General features: G+C 31.5%; 25 protein-coding genes. 21 read left to right on the top strand and 4 right to left on the bottom strand.

From position 1 onward, the window contains the following. Positions 1 to 24: 24 nt before the first annotated feature. The 8 genes from CPAL_RS07205 to aroQ are packed head-to-tail and all read left to right on the top strand — an operon-like array spanning position 25 to position 7,386. A complete protein-coding gene (locus tag CPAL_RS07205; protein ID WP_106024340.1) occupies positions 25 to 873 on the top strand; it encodes a prephenate dehydrogenase in 849 nt (282 codons plus the stop codon). After that, positions 874 to 1,932, top strand: a complete 1,059-nt coding sequence (gene aroB / locus CPAL_RS07200) for a 3-dehydroquinate synthase (RefSeq protein WP_106024339.1) — start codon at positions 874 to 876, stop codon at positions 1,930 to 1,932. A gap of 20 nt (positions 1,933 to 1,952) precedes the next feature. Beyond that, positions 1,953 to 3,233, top strand: a complete 1,281-nt coding sequence (aroA, locus tag CPAL_RS07195) for a 3-phosphoshikimate 1-carboxyvinyltransferase (protein ID WP_082787822.1) — start codon at positions 1,953 to 1,955, stop codon at positions 3,231 to 3,233. Further along, positions 3,211 to 4,284 (top strand): chorismate synthase, encoded by a 1,074-nt coding sequence (gene aroC, locus CPAL_RS07190; protein ID WP_061857686.1) that lies wholly within the window; start codon positions 3,211 to 3,213, stop codon positions 4,282 to 4,284. Before aroA ends, aroC begins: the two co-directional genes overlap by 23 nt. A 52-nt stretch (positions 4,285 to 4,336) precedes the next feature. After that, positions 4,337 to 5,524: a prephenate dehydratase gene (pheA, locus tag CPAL_RS07185; protein ID WP_106024338.1), complete on the top strand. Its 1,188-nt coding sequence runs from the start codon at positions 4,337 to 4,339 to the stop codon at positions 5,522 to 5,524. 51 nt (positions 5,525 to 5,575) lie between these two features. After that, positions 5,576 to 6,388, top strand: a complete 813-nt coding sequence (gene aroE, locus CPAL_RS07180; RefSeq protein ID WP_106024337.1) for a shikimate dehydrogenase — start codon at positions 5,576 to 5,578, stop codon at positions 6,386 to 6,388. A 15-nt stretch (positions 6,389 to 6,403) separates the two neighbouring features. Next, on the top strand, positions 6,404 to 6,895 hold the full coding sequence (locus CPAL_RS07175; protein WP_106024336.1) for a shikimate kinase: 492 nt from the start codon (positions 6,404 to 6,406) through the stop codon (positions 6,893 to 6,895). Between the two features lie 56 nt (positions 6,896 to 6,951). Further along, positions 6,952 to 7,386: a type II 3-dehydroquinate dehydratase gene (gene aroQ / locus CPAL_RS07170; protein ID WP_106024335.1), complete on the top strand. Its 435-nt coding sequence runs from the start codon at positions 6,952 to 6,954 to the stop codon at positions 7,384 to 7,386. An 87-nt stretch (positions 7,387 to 7,473) separates the two neighbouring features. Here aroQ and CPAL_RS07165 read toward each other — a convergent pair whose 3' ends face one another. Further along, complete coding sequence (locus CPAL_RS07165; protein ID WP_082787821.1) at positions 7,474 to 7,650, bottom strand: DUF1540 domain-containing protein; 177 nt, start codon at positions 7,648 to 7,650, stop codon at positions 7,474 to 7,476. A 241-nt stretch (positions 7,651 to 7,891) separates the two neighbouring features. On the opposite strand from CPAL_RS07165, the gene CPAL_RS07160 reads away from it, so the two are divergent. From CPAL_RS07160 to CPAL_RS07145, 4 genes are all read left to right on the top strand, one after another. Beyond that, positions 7,892 to 8,458, top strand: coding sequence for a rhomboid family intramembrane serine protease (locus CPAL_RS07160; protein WP_106024334.1), 567 nt, complete (start codon positions 7,892 to 7,894; stop codon positions 8,456 to 8,458). A gap of 95 nt (positions 8,459 to 8,553) precedes the next feature. Beyond that, positions 8,554 to 8,979 carry an acyl-CoA thioesterase gene (locus CPAL_RS07155; RefSeq protein WP_061857680.1) on the top strand — a complete coding sequence of 142 codons (426 nt, stop codon included), beginning with the start codon at positions 8,554 to 8,556 and terminating at the stop codon, positions 8,977 to 8,979. An 88-nt stretch (positions 8,980 to 9,067) separates the two neighbouring features. Then, positions 9,068 to 9,244: a lmo0937 family membrane protein gene (locus CPAL_RS07150; RefSeq protein ID WP_106024333.1), complete on the top strand. Its 177-nt coding sequence runs from the start codon at positions 9,068 to 9,070 to the stop codon at positions 9,242 to 9,244. A 308-nt stretch (positions 9,245 to 9,552) separates the two neighbouring features. After that, a complete protein-coding gene (locus CPAL_RS07145; protein WP_061857679.1) occupies positions 9,553 to 9,753 on the top strand; it encodes a cold-shock protein in 201 nt (66 codons plus the stop codon). A gap of 58 nt (positions 9,754 to 9,811) precedes the next feature. On the opposite strand, the gene CPAL_RS07140 is transcribed toward CPAL_RS07145, so the two are convergent. Next, a complete protein-coding gene (locus CPAL_RS07140) occupies positions 9,812 to 10,534 on the bottom strand; it encodes a 2-phosphosulfolactate phosphatase family protein (protein WP_061857678.1) in 723 nt (240 codons plus the stop codon). A gap of 141 nt (positions 10,535 to 10,675) precedes the next feature. Next, a complete protein-coding gene (yjeM, locus tag CPAL_RS07135; RefSeq protein WP_106024332.1) occupies positions 10,676 to 12,193 on the bottom strand; it encodes a glutamate/gamma-aminobutyrate family transporter YjeM in 1,518 nt (505 codons plus the stop codon). Positions 12,194 to 12,515: 322 nt separating this feature from the next. Between yjeM and CPAL_RS07130 the strand changes: the two genes are divergently transcribed. The 3 genes from CPAL_RS07130 (at position 12,516) to CPAL_RS07120 (ending at position 14,434) form a co-directional block, all read left to right on the top strand. Next, positions 12,516 to 13,142, top strand: a complete 627-nt coding sequence (locus CPAL_RS07130; protein WP_061857676.1) for an NUDIX hydrolase — start codon at positions 12,516 to 12,518, stop codon at positions 13,140 to 13,142. 273 nt (positions 13,143 to 13,415) lie between these two features. Beyond that, complete coding sequence (locus CPAL_RS07125; protein ID WP_061857675.1) at positions 13,416 to 13,901, top strand: permease; 486 nt, start codon at positions 13,416 to 13,418, stop codon at positions 13,899 to 13,901. After that, positions 13,898 to 14,434 (top strand): permease, encoded by a 537-nt coding sequence (locus CPAL_RS07120; RefSeq protein ID WP_061857674.1) that lies wholly within the window; start codon positions 13,898 to 13,900, stop codon positions 14,432 to 14,434. Before CPAL_RS07125 ends, CPAL_RS07120 begins: the two co-directional genes overlap by 4 nt. Positions 14,435 to 14,503: 69 nt before the next feature. On the opposite strand, the gene CPAL_RS07115 is transcribed toward CPAL_RS07120, so the two are convergent. Continuing rightward, the gene (locus CPAL_RS07115) at positions 14,504 to 15,451 is read right to left on the bottom strand and encodes an L-lactate dehydrogenase (RefSeq protein WP_106024331.1); all 948 of its coding nucleotides are present in this window, start codon (positions 15,449 to 15,451) and stop codon (positions 14,504 to 14,506) included. A gap of 252 nt (positions 15,452 to 15,703) precedes the next feature. On the opposite strand from CPAL_RS07115, the gene CPAL_RS07110 reads away from it, so the two are divergent. The 6 genes from CPAL_RS07110 to CPAL_RS07085 form a co-directional block, all read left to right on the top strand. Next, entirely contained in the window at positions 15,704 to 16,270 is a 567-nt protein-coding gene (locus CPAL_RS07110) for a glycerol-3-phosphate responsive antiterminator (RefSeq protein WP_106024330.1), read from the top strand. A 184-nt stretch (positions 16,271 to 16,454) separates the two neighbouring features. Continuing rightward, positions 16,455 to 17,888: an NAD(P)/FAD-dependent oxidoreductase gene (locus tag CPAL_RS07105; RefSeq protein WP_061857671.1), complete on the top strand. Its 1,434-nt coding sequence runs from the start codon at positions 16,455 to 16,457 to the stop codon at positions 17,886 to 17,888. A gap of 51 nt (positions 17,889 to 17,939) precedes the next feature. Then, positions 17,940 to 19,196 carry an NAD(P)/FAD-dependent oxidoreductase gene (locus CPAL_RS07100; protein ID WP_061857670.1) on the top strand — a complete coding sequence of 419 codons (1,257 nt, stop codon included), beginning with the start codon at positions 17,940 to 17,942 and terminating at the stop codon, positions 19,194 to 19,196. 33 nt (positions 19,197 to 19,229) lie between these two features. After that, positions 19,230 to 19,601 carry a DUF1667 domain-containing protein gene (locus CPAL_RS07095; RefSeq protein WP_061857669.1) on the top strand — a complete coding sequence of 124 codons (372 nt, stop codon included), beginning with the start codon at positions 19,230 to 19,232 and terminating at the stop codon, positions 19,599 to 19,601. A 313-nt stretch (positions 19,602 to 19,914) separates the two neighbouring features. Next, complete coding sequence (locus CPAL_RS07090) at positions 19,915 to 20,619, top strand: MIP/aquaporin family protein (RefSeq protein ID WP_061857668.1); 705 nt, start codon at positions 19,915 to 19,917, stop codon at positions 20,617 to 20,619. A gap of 73 nt (positions 20,620 to 20,692) precedes the next feature. Next, a partial coding sequence (locus CPAL_RS07085; protein WP_242976294.1) for an FGGY family carbohydrate kinase occupies positions 20,693 to 21,281 on the top strand: 589 nt, incomplete at its 3' end.

The following is a 21,281-nucleotide window of genomic DNA, read 5'->3' as shown; positions in this document are numbered from 1 at the left end:
TAATGTTATATGGGGGTAACTATAATGGGGCTAGATTTAAATATAACTATTGTGGGATTAGGGCTTATAGGGGGTTCATATGCTTTGGCTTTGAGAGAATTGAATCCTAAAAAGCTCTATGCTGTTGACATAGATGAAGATACTATAAAACTTGGAGAAGAAAGAGGAATCATTGATAAGGGCTTTTTAAGTCCTGAGATTCCTCTGAAAGAATCAGATTTAGTAATAGTATGTATATATCCTAAAAGTATAAAAAAGTTTATAAAGGATAACATGGACAATTTTAAAAGTGGTGCAGTGATAACAGATACTGTAGGAATAAAAAAGGACTTTGCTCAAGATATAAATTCAATTTTAAGAGAAGATATTGATTTCATTTTTGGACATCCTATGGCTGGAAGAGAGTTTACCGGATTAGGGTATGCTTCTAAGGAAATATTCAAGGGAGCAAATTATATAATAATTCCTACTGAAAGAAATAAGAAAGAAAATATAAGACTTATAGAAAATATAGCAAAAGATATGGGATTTAAACATATAGAAAAAGTAAGTGTGGAAAAACATGATGAAGCTATAGGCTTTGTAAGTCAACTTCCTCATGTTATAGCAGTGTCCTTAGTTAATAGCGATAATCTTGAAGTGGATACGGGAAAGTTTACTGGAGATAGTTATAGAGATCTTACGAGAATAGCTAGAATCAATACAAAATTGTGGACTGAACTCTTTATAGGAAATAGGAAAAATCTGATTAATCACATAGAGAGATTTGAAAAAAATATTGCAGACATAAAACATGCTTTGATAAATGAGGATACTGAAGCTTTAGGCAATATATTAAATAGAGCTAGTAAAAAGAGAGAGGAGATGTCCTAGTTGAGGCTGCTTCAAGTAAAACTTAGCCATAAGAGCTACCCCTTATATATAAAAAGAGGAATCTTAAGAGTTATAGGGGAAGAAGTAAAGAAGATGTACAGTGGTAAGAAGGTAGTTATAGTAACGGATGAGAATGTAGATAAGTTTTATGGAGATATGGTAAAGTCCAGCCTAGAGAATGCTGGGTTTGAGGTCTTTAAGATTGTAGTAAAACCTGGAGAAAAGAGTAAGTCTATAGAGGAGCTTATAAATTTATATGATGAACTTTTAGATACAGGAATTACAAGGGAAGAACTTATAGTTGCCCTTGGAGGAGGAGTTATAGGGGACTTAACGGGCTTTGCTGCCTCCACTCTTTTTAGAGGGGTTCCATATGTACAAATACCAACTTCTCTTTTAGCTCAAATAGACAGCAGTATTGGTGGGAAGGTTGCTGTAGACTTGCAGAGGGGAAAGAACTTAGTAGGCAGTTTTTATCATCCAGAAGCGGTATTTATAGATCCAAATGTATTAAGTACTTTAGATGAGAGATTTTTTAGCGATGGTATGGGAGAGGTAATAAAGTATGGATGCATAAGAGATAAGGATTTATTTTATAATCTGATGAAGTACGATGAAGAAAGTCTTTTAGATAATATGGAGGATATAATTTACACTTGCTGTTCTATAAAGAAAGAAATAGTGGAGAAGGATGAAAAGGACACTGGAGAAAGAATGATTTTAAATTTCGGACACACTATAGGGCATGCTATTGAAAAATATTATAATTTTGAGAAGTATACTCATGGGGAAGCTGTGGCTTTAGGAATGTATATGATAACTAAGAAGAGCGAAGAGATGAAGATAACTAAAGAAGGAACAGCTTCTCTAATAGCTGAAACTTTAAGTAAGTATAATCTTCAAAATGAGATTAATTTAGAAGATAAGGAAAGTATATTAAATGCAATATCCCTAGATAAGAAAAACAAGGGAGAATTTATAAATATAATTCTTTTAAAAGATATTGGAGAAGCTTTTATTCACAAAATAAGAAGAGAAGAAATAGCTAATTTCCTTTAAAGATGAGAGGAGATGATATATTGGAGAACATAAGAATTATGCCAAGCTCCTTAAAAGGAGAGATAAATATTCCTCCATCTAAAAGCTTAGCACATAGGGCTGTTATATGTGCTGGACTTTCAGAAGGGGTAAGTAACATAAGCAATATTATATATTCGCAGGATATTAAGGCTACTATAGAAGGTATGAAGAGCCTTGGGGTAGAAATCGAAAATTATATCGATAACTTAAGTATAAAAGGTAAGGCATATCCTATACTCATAAAAGATACCATAGATTGTATAGAATCAGGTTCAACTTTAAGATTTTTGATTCCTATAGCATTGCTTACTGGAGAAGAAATAATCTTTCAAGGAAGAGGAAAATTAGTATCAAGGCCCCTTAATGTGTATTATGACATATTTGAAAAGCAGGGAATAGAATATAAAACTAGTAATGGTGAGCTTCCCTTAAAAGTAAAAGGTAAATTAAAGTCAGGAGAGTTCTTTGTTAAGGGGAATATAAGCTCCCAGTTTATAACTGGTCTTATGTTTACACTTCCACTTTTAGAGGGAGATTCTAAAATCATAATGACTACAGAACTAGAATCAAAAGGTTATGTAGATTTAACCATAGATTGCTTGAAGAAATTTGGAATAGAAGTAGAAAACAATGACTATAAAGAGTTCTATATTAAAGGAAATCAAAAGTATAAAGCCATGGATTATAGAGTTGAAGGAGATTTCTCCCAAGCAGCCTTTTGGATAGTTGCAGGTATGTTAGGAAAAGAAATAAGATGCAAAGATTTAAATATAAATTCACTTCAAGGAGATAAGGTAATACTGGACATAGCAAAGGAAATGGGAGGGAAAATAGAGGTAAGAGATGACTCTATAGATGTAAAACAATCAACTACTAAAGGAATCACAATAGATGCTTCTGAATGTCCAGACCTTGTACCTATTTTATCTGTTCTTGGTGCAGTAAGCGAAGGAACTACAAAGATAATAAATGCTGAGAGAGTAAGAATTAAGGAATGTGATAGATTAAAGGCTATGGCAACAGAACTTAATAAAATAGGGGCTGAAGTAGAAGAGCTTAAAGATGGACTTGTAATAAAAGGAAAGAAAGTTTTAAAAGGTGGAGTTGTAGATAGCTGGAATGATCACAGAATAGCTATGGCTATGGCTGTTGCCTCCATAAAATGTGAAAATGAGCTCATAATAACAAACAGCAGAGCTGTTAATAAATCTTATCCACATTTTTGGGAAGATTTTGAAAAGCTAGGGGGTGCAGTATATGAGTGGAGTATGGGGAAATAAAATAAAATACTCTATTTTTGGAGAATCTCATGGGAATTCCATAGGAATAATTATAGATGGCTTACCATCAGGAATAGAACTTGATATAGAAGAAATAAATAGAGAAATGAGAAGACGTGCTCCAGGAAAGAATAAGTTTTCTACAGCACGAAATGAAAAAGATGAATTCCAAATACAGAGCGGATATTTTAATAATAGGACTACAGGTACTCCTCTTTGCATTACTATAAAAAACAGTGATCAACACTCAAAGGATTATGAAAAAACAAAGAGCCTTTTAAGACCGAGTCATGCTGACTATACTGGATTTATAAAGTATGAAGGTTTTAATGATTATAGAGGAGGAGGCCATTTTTCTGGAAGACTTACAGCTCCTATTGTATTTGCTGGAGCTGTGGCAAAACAGATTTTAAAGAAACAAGGAATAATAATCGGAAGCCACATAAAAAGTATAGGCACTGTTGAAGATAATTACTTTGATAGTGTGAATATAAAAAAAGAGTTGTTAGAGGAATTATCTAAAAAAGAGTTTCCTACAATAGATGAAGAAAAGGCTTTAAAAATGAAGGAAGAGATACTAAAGGCTAGAGAAGAGTTAGATTCCATAGGTGGAATTGTGGAGTGTGCAATTTTAAATCTACCTGCAGGAATAGGTTCACCATTTTTTAACTCTGTAGAAAGCATTTTAAGCAGTCTTATGTTTTCTATTCCAGCAGTAAAGGGAGTAGAATTTGGTGCAGGCTTTAATATATCTAGAATGAAGGGTTCACAAGCTAATGATGAATTTTTTATTGAGAATGATAACATAAAAACCTACACAAATAACAATGGAGGAATATTGGGGGGAATAACAAACGGAATGCCCCTAATATTCAGAGTTGCATTTAAACCCACAGCGTCTATTGCAAAAGAGCAGAGAACAGTGAATATTGTAACTAGAGAAAATACTATGATAAGAATTGAAGGAAGACATGACCCATGCATTGTTCAAAGGGCAGTGCCAGTTGTTGAGGCAGCAGCGGCTATGGGAATATTAGAACTAATAAGTTAGATAAGGTTTAAAAGAAAGCTGATTACTAAAAAAATGGGGAGGCATTAAGTAGTTGGACACTTTAGAGAGTTTGAGAAAAGAAATAGATGACATAGATAAGAAGCTTACAGAGCTATTTGAAAAGAGGATGGAGACTGTATTAAAAGTAGCTCAGTATAAGAAGGAAAATAATATACCTATACTAAATAAAAGTCGTGAAGAAGAGGTTATTGAGAAAAACATAAAGTATTTAAAGAATAAAGGCTTTAAAAAAGAAGAAACAGAATTTTTAAAGAGTGTTATGGCTATTAGCAAGAAGGCTCAGGCAAGGAAAATTTTCGAGTATAACATGGATGAAGGAGAAAATAGTAGAAATGATTTAGAGTATATGGTAAGCTATGAAGCAGCCTGCACACTTAAAAAGGAAAATATAAAAGTTGGATTTCAAGGGGTTAAAGGTTCTTTTAGTGAAGAAGCCTTGTTAGAGTATTTTGGCGAGAATGTAGATTCACATAATGTAGCAGAGTTTGAGGATGTATTTAAGGCTCTAAGAAATAATGAAATAGATTATGGAATACTTCCTATAGAAAATTCATCTACAGGAGGCATAATAGAAGTATATGATCTTCTAAGAAAATACGGATTTTTCATAGTAGGAGAGAGAACTATAAAGGTAACTCATAATTTGTTAGGCGTAAAAGGAGCGAAAATAGAAGATATAAAAGAGGTGTATTCTCACTCTCAAGCTCTTCAACAAAGCAGTGAGTTTTTAAAATATTATCCGGAATGGAAATGTATTCCTTATAGAAATACAGCAGCAAGTGCTGAGTTTGTAAAAAATGAAAATAGGAAAGAAAAGGCGGCCATAGCCAGCACAAAAGCTGGGGAAATATATGGGTTAGATGTAATAAAACATGACATAAATTATAATAAAAATAATTATACTAGATTTATAGTTATAGGTAAAAATTTGGAATTAGAAAAAGATTATAATAAAATAAGCATTATATTAACTTTACCACATAAGCCTGGTTCTCTTTACAATATATTGAGTATTTTTGCAGAGTACAATTTAAGTTTGTTAAAGATAGAATCAAGACCAATCATAGGCAAGCCCTTTGAATACTTCTTTTATATTGATTTTGAAGGAAACTTGCATGATAAAGCTGTGAAGGAAGCCATAGCAGATATAAAAAACAACAGCTATGATTTCAAGCTTTTAGGAAATTATAAAGCCCATGATTTTAATATTAATAGCTAGAAAATTGGGTACAATGGTTATGTAAAATATTAAGGAAGGAAGGTTAATATATTGAAAAAATTATATGGATTATTAGGAGAAAGTTTGCCCCACAGTTTTTCTCCACAAATACATTCTTTAATATTCAATGAGTTAGGCATAGGTGGGTACTATCATTTATTCGAAGTAAATAAGGAAGATCTTCAAAATGCACTCTTAGGATTTAAGTCACTTAAGGTTAAAGGAGTAAATGTAACCATTCCATATAAGATAGATGTAATAAAATATTTGGATGATGTATCTAAAGAAGCAAAAGGTATAGGGGCTGTTAATACTATCTGCTTTAAAGAGGGAAAAGCTGTTGGATATAATACGGACTACTATGGATTTGGAATGATGTTAAACAAATTTAATGTGGATATTAAAGGAAAAAAAGTGGTTATTCTAGGTACTGGAGGAGCATCAAGAGCAGTACTTCAATATTTATTAGATAATTATGTTGGAGAAATTACATTTGTAAGCAGAAATATAGAAGAAGGAAAAAGAAAATTTAATGATTTTGAGGTAATAAATTATACCCAGCTAAAAGAAAAAAGTAATAAAGATATAGTAATTAACTGCACCCCTGTTGGAATGTATCCTAAAGTTGATGCTTCGCCATTAACAAAAGAATTGATTTCAAAGTTTAAAGTAGTTGTAGATTTAATTTATAATCCACAGGAAACACTGTTACTAAAGTATGCTAAAGAGTTAGGATTACAAGGAATAAACGGACTTTATATGTTGGTTGGTCAAGCAATAAAGGCAGAGGAGCTGTGGAATAGTGTAAAAATTAATGATGAAACTGTTAATAAAATTTATAAGAAGCTTTTCGATTTACTATAAAAGGAGAAAGAATTTATGAGATTAAATAAAAATATAGTTCTAATAGGTATGCCTGGATGTGGAAAAACTACCATAGGTAAAAGATTAGCCCATGAATTAAACATAGAATTTTGTGATGTAGATGAATATATAGTAGAAAGCGAAAAGCATAGTATTTCTGAAATATTTAAAAATGGAGAAGAATACTTTAGAGATATTGAGAGTATGGCAATAAAAAAGATATGCAAAACCTATCCTAAAGTCATAGCAACAGGTGGAGGTGCAGTAAAAAGGTCTGACAACATAAAAGTCTTAAAAGAGAATGGAATCATATTTTTTATAGATAGGCCTATAGAAGATATTGCTGAGGATGTAGATGTAAAAAGCAGACCTCTATTAAAGGATGGCATTGAAAAGCTATATCAGCTTTATAATGAAAGATATTCACTTTATAATAAGTATTGTGACTATAAAATAACTAATGTTGATATTAAAAAAAGCATTAGTGAGATTATTTCTTTAATATAAACAAGAAAAGAAGTAAAAATGTTGCCTGGCAAAATTTTTAAATGGAGGTATAAATATTGAAAATATTAATAATAAATGGTCCAAATATAAATATGTTAGGAATAAGAGAAAAACATATATACGGTACTACTGCTTATGATGATATGTGCAGGTATATAAAAGAAAAAAGCGAGAATTTGGCTGAGGTAGATATAGTTCAGAGCAATATTGAAGGCGAAATAATCAACTATATACAATGGGCTTATGGAAAATATGATGGAATTGTAATAAACCCAGGTGCTTATACACATTACAGCATTGCAATATATGATGCCCTAATGGCTGTGCAAATTCCTGCTGTTGAAGTACATATAAGCAATATTCATAAAAGAGAGGAATTTAGACATAAATCTGTTACAGCAGCAGCCTGTATTGGTCAAATAAGTGGTTTTGGAATATATGGATATATTATGGCAATAATGGCATTAATCAATAATAGCGAGAACAGCTAGATTATGAGAAATTAATAAATTTGAAATAGATAGGTTTATGGTATTTATAAAGTTAAAAGGCATGCAAGGATTTGCACGCCTTTTAAACTATGCTTGTGGAGTAAAAGTTGCGCAGTCAGTTTCGTGAGTATTAGATGCGTTACGTGGTTGAATTTCTATCTTAGCAGCGCTGCAGTAATCTCCTTGCTCATGATAATGACAAGTATTTACAACGCATTTAACACCAGAAAGATGAGAGTTAGTCTTTTCTACTCTTCCTTCCATTAATTAATCCCTCCTATTTGTAAAATAGAATCTTTAAAAGGTATGATTTAAAAATTATTCAATTGCTTTTAAATCACAAGCTTCCTTAGTAGTGTAACCTTTTCGAGCATATTTATTCGCAAATCAATTTTTTATATAGATATGTTTTTTATGTTTAGTAGAGTGTATAGCAGGTTGGAAAGATAAAAAAATTATAATATAATAATAAATTATAAATATTTCTACAAGGCAGGTACTCTATATGGAAAATAAAACAAGGAGACTTCAATATAATGCTCCGGTTACTTTAACATATACCTTTATGTGTTTAGGAGTTTTACTTTTAGGAACAGCTACACACCATATAAGCACTAAGTTTTTATTTTCAAATTATAAAACTTCATTTTTAGATCCTTTCCAATATATTCGTTTATTTACTCATATTTTGGGGCATATTAATTGGGAACATTTTAGCGGCAATTTTTTGATTATATTGCTTTTAGGGCCTATGCTAGAAGAAAAATATGGCTCAAGGAGTATGGTTGAGATGATAATGATAACGGCTTTTGTTACAGGAATTTTAAATACTATTTTGTTTGACTCAGCTCTTTTAGGAGCTAGTGGAATTGTATTTATGATGATTTTATTAAGCTCTTTTGCTAATGCTGAAACAGGCAAGATACCTTTAACTCTTGTTATAGTAGTAATCATATTTTTAGGCAAAGAGGTGGTAAGCGGTATATTTATTGAGGACAACGTATCTCAAATTACTCATATAATTGGTGGCCTTTGCGGAGGAGCTTTTGGATATAGAAAGATTCATAGTTGAAATACTTTTTATGAAAGTAATAGAATGAGGAAAGCAGTTGAGAAAGATATAAAAATAGATTATGTAAATTATATTTAAGAGAGGATTGACTAATAATGTATATAAATAGAACTAATATAAGGGTTAGATATGTAGAAACAGACCAAATGGGTATTGTTCATCATTCAAACTACTATATTTGGTTTGAAGTTGGAAGAACAGAATTTATAAAGGACTCTGGAATGACTTATACAGAAATAGAAAAGGAAAAGATAATGTTTCCTGTGGTAGAAAGCGGTTGCAAGTACATAGAAGGTGCCAAGTACGAAGATAAGCTTATAATTGAAACCTTTATAGAAAAGCTAACTCCTGCTAAAGCTATATTTAGCTATAATATTATAAGAGAAAGAGACAATAAAATTCTAGCTAAAGGAAGCACAACCCATGCTTTCGTTGATTCCGAAACCTTTAGAGTTGTAAATCTAAAAAAGAAAAATCCAGAGATATGGAGAAAACTTACAAAACTTTATTCTCCAGAATAAAAAGAAATTGTGTAATAATTGGTGTTTTTTTGGAGATACTACTATCAAAAGAGAAAGTCTAATGCTATAAAATTGGGAGGATATTGTAATGAAGTTATTGCGATGGATAGGTGGAATAGTAGTATTTTTCTGGCTTTTAGGTCTTATCTTTAGAATAGGTGGAAGGATTATACACTTATTATTGATAATAGCAGCTATAGTTTTTATTTTTGATGCTATAACTGGAAGAAAAACCACTAGAAATGGAGAAAAAGATAGAAGTTGAAAAAGAAAGGTTGCTGATAATATGTATGTCAGCAACTTTTTTAAATATTTTTATTGTTTTATGAATATAGAAGACTTCTTTGGGAAAACTAATAGAGAAAAAGAGAAGAGAATAAATGAGAAGCTACTTTGTTGACAATAGAATGTATATATGATAAAATTAATATAATATGCTGAGTAAGCTGAAAATATTGACCAATTCATTGGATAAAGATGAAAACAATATTAAGTAGTTTGTTCGCTGGTTTCCACGTAAAAGTAGAAATCTGTGTGCATATATTTTAAGATTTTTTAGGAGGAATTTTTTAAATGAAAACAGGAACAGTTAAATGGTTTAACGCAGAGAAAGGATTTGGATTCATATCTGTAGAAGGAGAAGATGATGTATTTGTTCATTTCTCAGCTATTCAAGGAGAAGGATTCAAAACTTTAGAAGAAGGTCAAAAAGTTGAATTCGAAGTAACTGAAGGAGTTAGAGGACCTCAAGCTGCTAACGTAGTTAAACTATAATTAGTATTTAAATAGATTGTTTTAAATACGGTTAATTAAAGTGATATTCTTTTGAATATCACTTTTTTTCTATTTTTACTTGATGAGAAGTAAACTTACAGCTAGGAACTATATCTATGATATCAGTTTTGCAGCAATATTTTATATCTTCTTCAAGTCCTAGATTCATAAGTACTTTATAATGCTTTGCTTTGCTTAGAAAGTCTAGTATATTTGTATTCTGAGTATAAATATAGTGAGCAGTAGCAGCTATGTCAGATAACTCTGCATATGCATTTTTTAAGATACATTCTATTATGTATCCACTGCATATAAAATCATCCATGGAAAATTCACCGCGGGTTCCAGCATTAACTATGACTAAATCATTATTTAACTCAATAGCCTTTTGAGCCACAGCCTTTGCATTTATAAAAGCACCTATTAATATAATTTTTGCGCCTAAGGAGCCGTGTATTGCTTTTGTACCATTAGTTGTAGTCATAACTAAAGTTTTATTTTTTACAATATCTTCAGTATATTCTAATGGTGAATTAGAGAAATCAAAACCATCAATTTTTACTGCATTTCTCTCTCCGCCAAGAATGTATTTATCTCTGTTATTTTTAACTAAGTTTTTGGCATCTTCTACGTTTACTACAGGAATTACTTCATTACATCCATTATTAAGGGCAGTAATTATCACAGATGTAGCTCTAAGTATATCTATAATAATTACTGTTTTATCTTTAATTTTTTCTTTTTTTATATCATTTGCTGAAATAATAATATCAACTTTCATTTTTTACCCCACTTTTATAATAGAAATGTTTTTGATAAAACCTTTTTATATATTTATTATACCAATTGTTGGACTAGTATAGTATAAAAGATATGCGAGTAAAAAATTAAAACAGGGAGTTATGCCCTGTTTTAATTTTTTTTATGCAGTTTCTTTTATCTCTTTATTTCCAATTTTATTTTCGTATCTTTTATACAGTATCAATGATACTATTGTAAAGAACAAAGGTCCTACAATCATCCATATTGTAGATGATATATCTCCGTTTTGTGCAGGTTCTATTATTGTAAAGAAATTCGCAAATCCTACAGTAAATGTAACTATAATTGTAGCTGCTAAAGCAGAACCATAGGTTTTAAATATTTCAAAAGGCTTTTTTATTTCTTTCTTCTTTTTGAAAGATGCAAAAGCACCTGATAAGAATAAATAAGGCAATGTCATAGCCACATTTGTCATTAATACTAGCTTAGTGAAAAATTGAGCAGCACCTTCACCGCCAAATGATATAAGTAATATGAATACAAACACTATAATACATTGAATCCACATAGCATTTTTTGGCATTCCATCTTCAATTACTGTCATTTTCTTTGGCCATAATTCTGATGGAGTTCCTTCAATAAGTTGTTTCAAAGGAGAGTAAGATAAAGTGAAAAATGCTCCGCTTAATGCTAGAAACATAGATAATCCAACAAATCTAGCTACCCAAGCACCTAGGCTTAAAGATGCAGCTTCAGTCAATCCAAAGCCTTGACCTAGTTCATAACCTAAGTTTTGCATTACTACATATGCTACATTACCCATGTGAACTCCTTCTGTAGATAATACATTATTCCAATTAGTGAATATTCCTGTTAAGAATATACCTACAGAATAGCCTATAGCGATAATGAATGCAGCAATAGTTAAGCCCTTAGGAAAGGTTACTTCTGCATTTTCTGTTTGGTCTACAAGACCGCCAACCACTTCGATTCCTCCATAAGAAAATATAGCAAATACCAAGAAGGATAAGACAGAAATAGAAGATTGATAGCTAGGGTTTGGTGATTTTATAAAAGACTGAGCAGATACAATTGGTTCAGCCAAAGTTCCACCATTCAATACTAAAACTATTATAGCTCCAATCAATAATACAATATTTAATAATGCAACAGCAGTTCCACCTACAGAAGTTACCTTGGTGATTTTTTCTAGACCTTTAGATCCCGTAAAAGTTACTGCGAGGATCCAAATAACGCCAAGTAGACCTAAAGTTTGAGTTGAATTTAGCCCTAAAATAGACCAATTAGCAGTAGTATCTTTTCCAAACAATGCGTTAGATAAAGGAATCCATATAGTAGAGCTTATATTAACCATCCATATTATATAAGATGCATACCACATAAATGTTCCTACAAAGGCATACTTAGGACCTACAGATAACTTCATCCAAGAGTAAATACCACCTTTTTCTGTCTTAAAGGCTGATCCATACTCTGACATCATAAATGCAAAAGGTATAAAGAAAGTAAAAGCTGATAAAATAAACCATGGAATTGCTCCATAACCTATTAAATAAAAGGATCTAGGCATATTTGCAAACCCAAATACTGAAGTGAAAATCATTAAGATTAAAGATGTTAAAGTTAACTTTTTAGTTTGTTTTTCATTAGTATCCATAGTATCCGTTTTTTCCTCCTATTATAAATTTAAACATAATACCTATAATTATATAGGATTCGACATTTAGGACATAACTATACAAGCATAAAATAAAAGCCTTAGTAATTTTACTACAATTAAAAATATGTTTCAATGTTTTAAAATGTAATATAATACATAATTTTCTATAAAACACTTTAATTCAAGAGTTTGGAAATTCTTTTATATTACTTAATTTTAGCCATGTTTTTATGTGGTATAATATTAATAAGGAAAGAATGTTGGCATGAGAAAGAGAAAAGATATTTATAAAATAAAATATAATTAGGAGAACAGGACAATGGGAAGAACAAAAATTAATAAAATAGAAACATTAGCAAATACTAAATTTTTAAGTTTATATGATGCTGAATATATAAACAAAAAGGGTAACATAAAACATTGGACTATGGCTTCTAGAAAAACTAAAGAGACTTTAGAAGCTCAAATATTTGATAATAAAAAAGAAAAGATTGATGCGGTAGTTATAGTGGCACTTCATAAAGATTTGAATAAATTAGTGTTATTAAAGCAATTTAGAGTACCTGTTAATGATTATTTATATGAACTGCCAGCAGGACTTATAGATGAAGGCGAAGATGTGCTTACAGCGGCAGAAAGAGAACTCAAAGAAGAGACAGGACTAAAATTCATAGCTATTGATAGTAGCAAAAAAATAGTGCCTATATATGCATCTGGAGGAATGACAGATGAGTCTATGGCTTTAGTGTATTGTTTATGCGAAGGAGAAGTATCTTCTGAGTATTTAGAAGAAGATGAGGACATAGAAGTTATGCTTGTGTCACAAGAAGAGGCCAAAGCAATGTTAGAGAAGGGGCTTAAATTTGATGCAAAGGCTTATCTTGCATTACAAAACTTCATAAAAATAGGAAAAGATATAGTTAACGTAAATATAAATTTGAAATAGGAAGATAATAAAAGGCTGTTATATCTTGGGGAATGAGATATAACAGCCTTTTATTGATAATTAGAATCTACAATAGCAAGATGTTTATACTAAAGGGTTTGTCTTAAATTATAAAGAGCAAATATGAACTCAATAATTCTATTGTGTAAAGGCTCTTAAAACATTCTAATAAATTTTTTTAAAGATTATAGTAACTTTATTCATATTTTATCAATTTATTTTTATTAAGCATACAATACTAATGAGACAATCGTGCGTATAGGGGAAGAAAATATGACTGCTTTTATTCTTTATAGTATTGCTTTAGTACTACTTTTCATTTCATATATAAAGGATAGGAATAAAACTAAAAAAGCTTTAAGTAAGGCATGGAAATCTTTTGAAGGCATAATGCCTCAGTTTTTGTGTATAATTCTTGTGGTTGGATTAATTTTGGCTGTTATTAATCCAGAGTTAATATCTAAAATAATAGGAAAAGAATCAGGAATATTTGGAATTGTAATTTCAGCTGTAGTTGGAAGCTTAACTCTAATGCCCACCTTTGTAGCTTTCTCTACAGCAGATATGCTCCTTAAAAATGGGGCAGGATATGCTCAAGTTGGAGCTCTTGTATCTGCTTTAACTTTAGTTGGTGTAGTAACTTTTCCGTTGGAAGCTAAATATATAGGGAAGAGGGCTGCATTTTATAGAAACTTTATTGCCTTTCTATTTTCATTTGTAGTAGCTTTTGTTTTTGGAAAGGTTGATGGAATGTTATGATTAAAAATCTGATAATAAGATATAAATTTTTTATAATTTCACTTATTACAGTGATTATTATTACGGTTATAGATAAGGAAATAGGGGTAAAGACTTTCAGAATAGCAGCTTCTAGTTTTAAACAAATGGCATCTGTACTTCCTCCAATTATGATTTTATTGGGGCTTATGGATGTGTGGATACCAAGAGAATCCATGATGAAGTACATGGGAGATAATTCGGGTATTTTAGGAATAGGATTAGCAATACTTATTGGCTCCATAGCGGCAGGACCTATGTATGCTGCATTTCCATTTATACCAGTGCTTTTAAGAAAGGGTGTAAAATTTAGCAACATAATAGTATTTATGAATGCTTGGTGTGTAACCAAAATAACTACAGTAATGTTTGAAGTTTCAGCCTTAGGGTATGAATTTACATTAGTAAGATTTCTTGTAGATCTCCCGGGGATAATAATTATGGGTGCTTTAGTTAAATGGCTTATGCCAAAAAATGAACTTGAAGAGTTGTATTCAAAGGCTGAAGAAATGTAGTAAAATAAACAATAGACTTTCCAATAATACTGTGAAAGCCCATTGTTTATTCTTAGAAATTAGCTTTAATTATATATTTAAGTCCTTGGTTAATGCTTTTAGACTATCTGCTGAAGCTTTAAGCTGTCTAAGTTCATTTTCATCTATAGGTATTTGGAATATTCTTTTTACTCCAATTCTACCTACCATGCATGGAGCCCCAAGATATATATCTTCTATACCATATTCTCCAGTATATAGGGATGAAACTGGAAGCAGTGCATTTTCATCGTTAAGAATAGCTTTTACTATTCGGGTTACAGCTATAGCAACCCCAAAGTTTGTATATCCTTTACCTTGAATAATATGGTATCCAGCCTCTTTAACAGCTTCGGCTATTTCTTCTTTTACATCATTATGAAACTCTCTATCTATAGCGTTAAAATAGGAGTCAATTGGTATTCCGTGAATATTAGTTTGGCTCCAGAGAGCAACTTGAGAATCACCATGTTCTCCAATTATTAAAGTATCAATATCTTTAGAATCAAGATTATATTCTTTTTCAATGGTATATTTTAATCTTAAGGTATCAAGAACTGTACCAGAACCTAAAACTCTATTCTTAGGAAAACCAGAAAGCTTATAAGTCATATAAGTCAATATATCTACTGGGTTTGATACTACTAAAAGTATAGCATTAGGGCTGTATTTCACAATCTCAGGTATCATAGATTTAAAAACTTTTAAATTTTTATTTACAATATCAAGTCTTGTTTCTCCAGGCTTTGGGCCAATTCCAGCAGTTATAATAACAATATCAGAATCCTTAGTTTCTTTATAGTCACCAGGTCTTACCTCTATATCTCCTAAAGCAGAAGTGGCATGGGCAATATCCAAAGCCTCAGCCTTAGACTTATCTTTATTTATATCTACTAAAACTATTTCTGTAGCTACATTTTGCAATGTTAAAGCGTAAGCTGTAGTAGAGCCTACAAAACCAGCTCCTATTACAGATATTTTTGCATTATTAATTGCCATATTAAGGACCTCCGTAAGTAAAATTTATCATAAATAGTATATATTAAATAATAATAATTATCAATAGGATTTTTGCATACTAATAACTATATATAAAGTATGTGCAGTTTCATCAATAATAAAATGAATTATGAGAATTTAGTATAATATAGTAATGGTAAATATTATTGAATTGAAAATAAAATAGGGATATAATAACATCAATTATAAATATATAAAAATGGTATTTTTCATAGATTGGAGAAGGAAAGCATGAAAAGTGAATTTTATGATAAATTGAGCATTAATCCTATAATTGCAGCAGTTAAAGATGAAGAAGCTTTAGAAAAAGCTATTAAATCACCATGCGAGGTCATTTTTCTTCTAAAAGGAAACATATGCAACATTGAAGAAATAGTAAATAAAGTAAAAGCAGAAGGTAAAAACATATATGTACATATGGATTTAATGGATGGATTTGGGAAAGATGCTTTTGCCATAAAGTATATGAAAGAAAGAGTAAATCCAAGTGGAATTATAACAACAAAATCAAATTTGGTTAAGATATCTAAAGAAATGAACATGTTTTGTATACAGAGACTCTTTATGATAGATAACTTATCCCTAGAAACTGGAGTGAATTCTATAAACAGCATAAGACCAGATGCGGTAGAGATCATGCCGGGCATTATGCCAAAGATAACAAGAAAAATAAAAGGTCAAACAAAGGTTCCTATAATCGCAGGAGGACTTATCATAGATAAAGAGGATGTTATTGAAAGTCTTAAGGCTGGTGCTATGGGTATATCTACAAGTAGAGAAGAAATATGGGAAATGTAAAAAACTATAGAAAAATGTATGAAAAGGTTTAAATAAGGTGTTGACTGTAAAAATATATGATGATATAATAAAATCATAAAATATAATATGAAAAGGCCAGAGTATAGAGAGCCATGATTTTAAAAGATATTATCTAATATCTTCTAAAATCATGGTTTTTTTTATTCAAGATAGGAGGTATAATATGTTTGACGTGGTTATTATTGGAGCTGGGGTTATTGGAAGCGGTATTGCAAGAGAATTATCAAAATACAATTTAAGGACTTGTGTATTAGAAAAAGGTTCTGATGTAGCAGTTGGAACATCAAAAGCAAATAGTGCAATAGTACATGCTGGTTTTGATGCAAAACCAAATACTCTAAAGGGAAAATTAAATGCTAAAGGAAATGCTATGTTTGATAAGCTATCAAAAGAATTAGATTTTCCGTTTAAAAGAAATGGTTCCTTGGTTTTATGCTTTGATGAAAATGAAGTTGATAAATTAGATGAGTTAAAACAAAAAGGAGAAGCTAATGGGGTACCTGGCATTCAAATATTAGGTAAGGACAAGGTATTAGAATTAGAACCAAGTATAAATGAAAATGTAGTAGCAGCTCTATATGCACCAACAGGCGGTATTGTATGTCCTTATGAAATGACTATAGCTTATGCTGAAAACGCATATGAAAACGGGGTTGAATTTAAGCTTAATACTGAAGTTAAAAATATAAAGAAAACTGAAAATGGATTTATTATAGAAACAAATAAGGGAAATATTGAAAGTAAATTAGTTATAAATGCAGCAGGATTATTCGCTGATGATTTGAATAATATGGTAAGCAAGAATAAGATAGAGATAATACCAAGAAAAGGGGAATATTGCTTATTCGATAAAGCAGCAGGTTCAATGGCTACAAGAACTCTTTTCCAATTACCAACTAAGATGGGTAAAGGTGTATTAGTAACACCAACAGTAGATGGAAACTTGCTTATAGGACCAAATGCAGTAGATATAGAAGATAAAGCTGACTTAAGCACGACTCAAGAGGGACTCGATGATGTGTTGGGTAAAGCTAAGCTAACATTAAAACAAATTCCAATGAAACAGGTAATAACTTCTTTCTCAGGACTTAGAGCTCATTCTACAGCAGATGATTTTATAATTGGAGAAGCTGAAGATGTTGAAGGATTTATAAATGTAGCTGGAATAGAGTCACCAGGACTTTCAAGTGCACCAGCTATAGCAGAAATGGTTGAAGAAATAGTTGTGGACAAGTTATCACCAGCTAAAAATGAAAAGTTTAATCCTATAAGACATGGAATTCCTAAATTTAGAGAAATGAGCAATGAGGAGAGAAAAGAGCTTATAGCTAAAGATTCAACTTATGGAAAGATAGTATGTAGATGTGAAACAGTTACAGAAGGCGAGATTTTAAATGCTATAAGAAGACCTCTTGGTGCAAGAGATTTGGATGCGGTTAAGAGAAGAACAAGAGCAGGCATGGGAAGATGTCAATCAGGTTTCTGCTCAACTAAGATAGTTGCAATTCTATCAAAAGAATTAGGAGTGCCTGAAACTGAAATTACCAAGTTTGGTGGAAATTCTAAGCTTTTAATAGGAGAAAATAAGGAGATTTAGCGTATTGAGTTAGTATATCTAATATATTTATAGGGTTTGGAGGAGTGAAAAATGATAGAACATGATGTAGTAATAATAGGCGGAGGCCCTGCAGGGCTTGCAGCTGCAATAGGTGCTAGAGAAGAAGGTATACAAGATATTTTAATATTAGAAAGAGATAATCGTCTTGGAGGAATATTGAATCAATGTATTCACAATGGTTTTGGGCTTCACACTTTTAAAGAAGAATTAACAGGGCCAGAATATGCACAAAGGTTCATTGACAAAGTACAAGACATGAAAATACCATACAAATTAGATACTATGGTTATAGATATAAACAAAGATAAAGTTATAACAGCGGTTAATGAAGAGGATGGAATTTTAGAGATCAAGGCTAAAGCTATAATTTTAGCTATGGGATGTCGTGAAAGACCAAGAGGAGCTATAAATATTCCAGGAAGCAGGTGTGCAGGTATATATTCAGCAGGAGCAGCGCAAAAATTTGTTAATATAGACGGATATATGCCAGGAAAAGAAGTAGTTATCCTCGGTTCTGGAGATATAGGACTTATAATGGCAAGAAGAATGACTTTAGAAGGAGCAAAGGTTAAGGCTGTTGTAGAACTTATGCCTTACTCAGGTGGACTTAAGAGAAATATTGTACAATGCTTAGATGACTTTGGAATTCCACTAAAACTTTCTCATACTGTTATTGATATCAAAGGAAAAGAAAGATTAGAAGGAGTTACTATAGCAAAGGTTGATGAAAACAGAAAGCCTATAAAAGGAACAGAAGAATATATACCATGTGATACTTTACTTTTATCTGTAGGGCTTATTCCAGAAAATGAGCTATCTACAAAAGCAGATGTAGAGCTATCTCCTATTACAGGGGGGCCAATAGTAAATGAAAGTCTTCAAACTAATGTAGAAGGAGTATTTGCTTGCGGAAACGTTCTTCACGTTCATGATTTAGTTGACTTTGTTACTGAAGAAAGTATAAATGCAGGAAAAAATGCTGCAAAATATGTAAAAGGTCAGGCATTTACCAAGGATGGAATTGAGATATTTGCAGAAAATGGAGCAAGATACACAGTTCCAAAGTTTATAAACCCTGAAAATGTAGAAAAACTTGTAGATGTAAGATTTAGAGTTGGAGATGTTTATAAAGATAGCTATGTTTCTGTTTACTTTGATGATGTACGTGAAATGCATATGAAGAAGAGAATATTAACTCCAGGGGAAATGGAAACAGTGAAGCTTACAAAAGCATTATTTGAAAAGCATCCTAATTGTAAGAAGATTACTGTTAAAATAGAAAATTAGGAAGTTAGAATTTACACGTTGGGGGGTAATATCATGAGTGAAAATAGAGAACTTACTTGTATAGGATGTCCAATAGGATGTATGTTAGAGGTATCCCTAGAAGATAATAAAGTAATAGATGTAAAAGGAAATACTTGTTTGAAAGGAAAAAACTATGCAGAGAAGGAATGCACTAATCCTACAAGAATAGTAACTTCTTCTGTTAAGGTTAAAAATGGAGAGATTGCTGCAGTTTCTGTAAAGACAGAGTCAGATATTCCAAAGGATAAAATTACTGAATGTATCAAAGAACTTAGAGGATTAGTAGTAGAAGCTCCTATAACCATAGGAGATGTAATACTAAAAAATGTAGCAGGAACAAAAGTTAATGTTATTGCTACTAAAAGTATTGCAAAGGTTAATTAAATAGTGTAAAATGGTACTAGGTAAAAATTGAAAAAATAGAACAAAGTTACTTAGACTTATAAGTGTTGAAATATAAAATACAAGTAAATACTAAGGGCAGAGAGAAGAGAGCGCCATTATTATAGAAAGGGATTTACTCCCTTTTATAATAATGGCGTTTATTAATTAGTTTATTATTAAGCTACAAGTAAACGTTTTTAAAACAAAAGTAAACGTTTCCTAAGTTAACAAGCATTGAGGATATGTGATGAGTTTAAGGCTATGTTTGGAAACATAACCTTAAGATATATTAATAAACTAAGGGGGAATTATTATGTCAAGTTATTTAGCGGAATTTTTAGGCACAATGATGTTAATTTTACTAGGAGATGGAGTATGTGCAGCAACATCTCTTAACAAAAGTAAAGCGCAGGGTGGAGGATGGATAGTAATAACTGTAGCATGGGCATGTGCAGTAGCAGTTCCAGCATGGATTTTTGGAGCAGCAAGTGGAGCTCACTTTAACCCAGCACTTACAATAGCATTAGCTGCAATTGGAAACTTTGCGTGGGCACAAGTTCCAGGATATATAATAGCTCAAATGTTAGGTGCTATAGTTGGAGCAGCATTAGTATGGATAACATACTTACCACACTGGGAAGCTACAGAAGATAAGGCAACAAAGCTTGGAATATTTGCAACAGCACCAGCTATTAGGAATTCAGCAGCAAACCTTATTACAGAGATTGTAGGAACTTTCGTATTAGTATTTAGTATTTTAGGACTTGGTCAAGTTAAAATGGTAGATGGACTTGGAACATTAGCAGTAGGATTGGTAATATTAGTTATTGGTCTTGCATTAGGTGGACCTACAGGATATGCTATAAATCCAGCAAGAGATTTAGGACCACGTATAGCTCATGCAATACTTCCAATAGCAGGAAAAGGAGATTCAGACTGGGGATATGCATGGATACCAGTAATAGGACCAATAATAGGTGCATTAATTGGAGCATTCTTATTTGTAGGTGTATTTTAATATAAATATCTAATGAAGTTTTTATATAGATGGTGTAAACATTTACAAATATAAGTTATGGGGGGAATATTAAATGGAAAAAGAAAAATATATAATGGCCTTAGATCAAGGAACAACAAGTTCAAGATGTATAATATTTAATAAGCAGGGGGAAATAGTAGCAGTATCACAAAAGGAATTCACTCAAATATATCCAAAGGCTGGATGGGTTGAACACAATGCAATGGAAATCTGGGGAACTCAAGCAGGGGTTGCAGGAGAAGCTTTAGCAAAAGCTGGGCTTGATGCAACAGATATTGCTGCATTAGGTATTACAAATCAAAGAGAAACTACAGTAGTATGGAATAAGAGAACAGGTATTCCAGTATACAATGCAATAGTATGGCAATGCAGAAGAACTGCTGAGTATTGTGATGAGTTAAAAGCTAAAGGATTTGATAAAGTAGTAAAAGAAAAGACTGGATTAATTTTAGACGCATATTTCTCAGGAACAAAGATTAAATGGATACTTGATAACGTTCCAGGAGCTAGAGAGCAAGCTGAAAAGGGAGAATTACTTTTCGGTAATATAGATACATGGTTAATCTGGAATTTAACTAAGGGAAGAGTTCACGTTACAGATTATACAAATGCATCAAGAACAATGCTTTATAATATCCATG

Origin of the sequence: Clostridium thermopalmarium DSM 5974 (assembly GCF_002995795.1) — a bacterium.
Lineage (GTDB): Bacteria > Bacillota > Clostridia > Clostridiales > Clostridiaceae > Clostridium_H > Clostridium_H thermopalmarium.
Note: the sequence above shows the minus strand (reverse complement) of the source record. Positions and strands in the feature narration are given on the sequence as shown.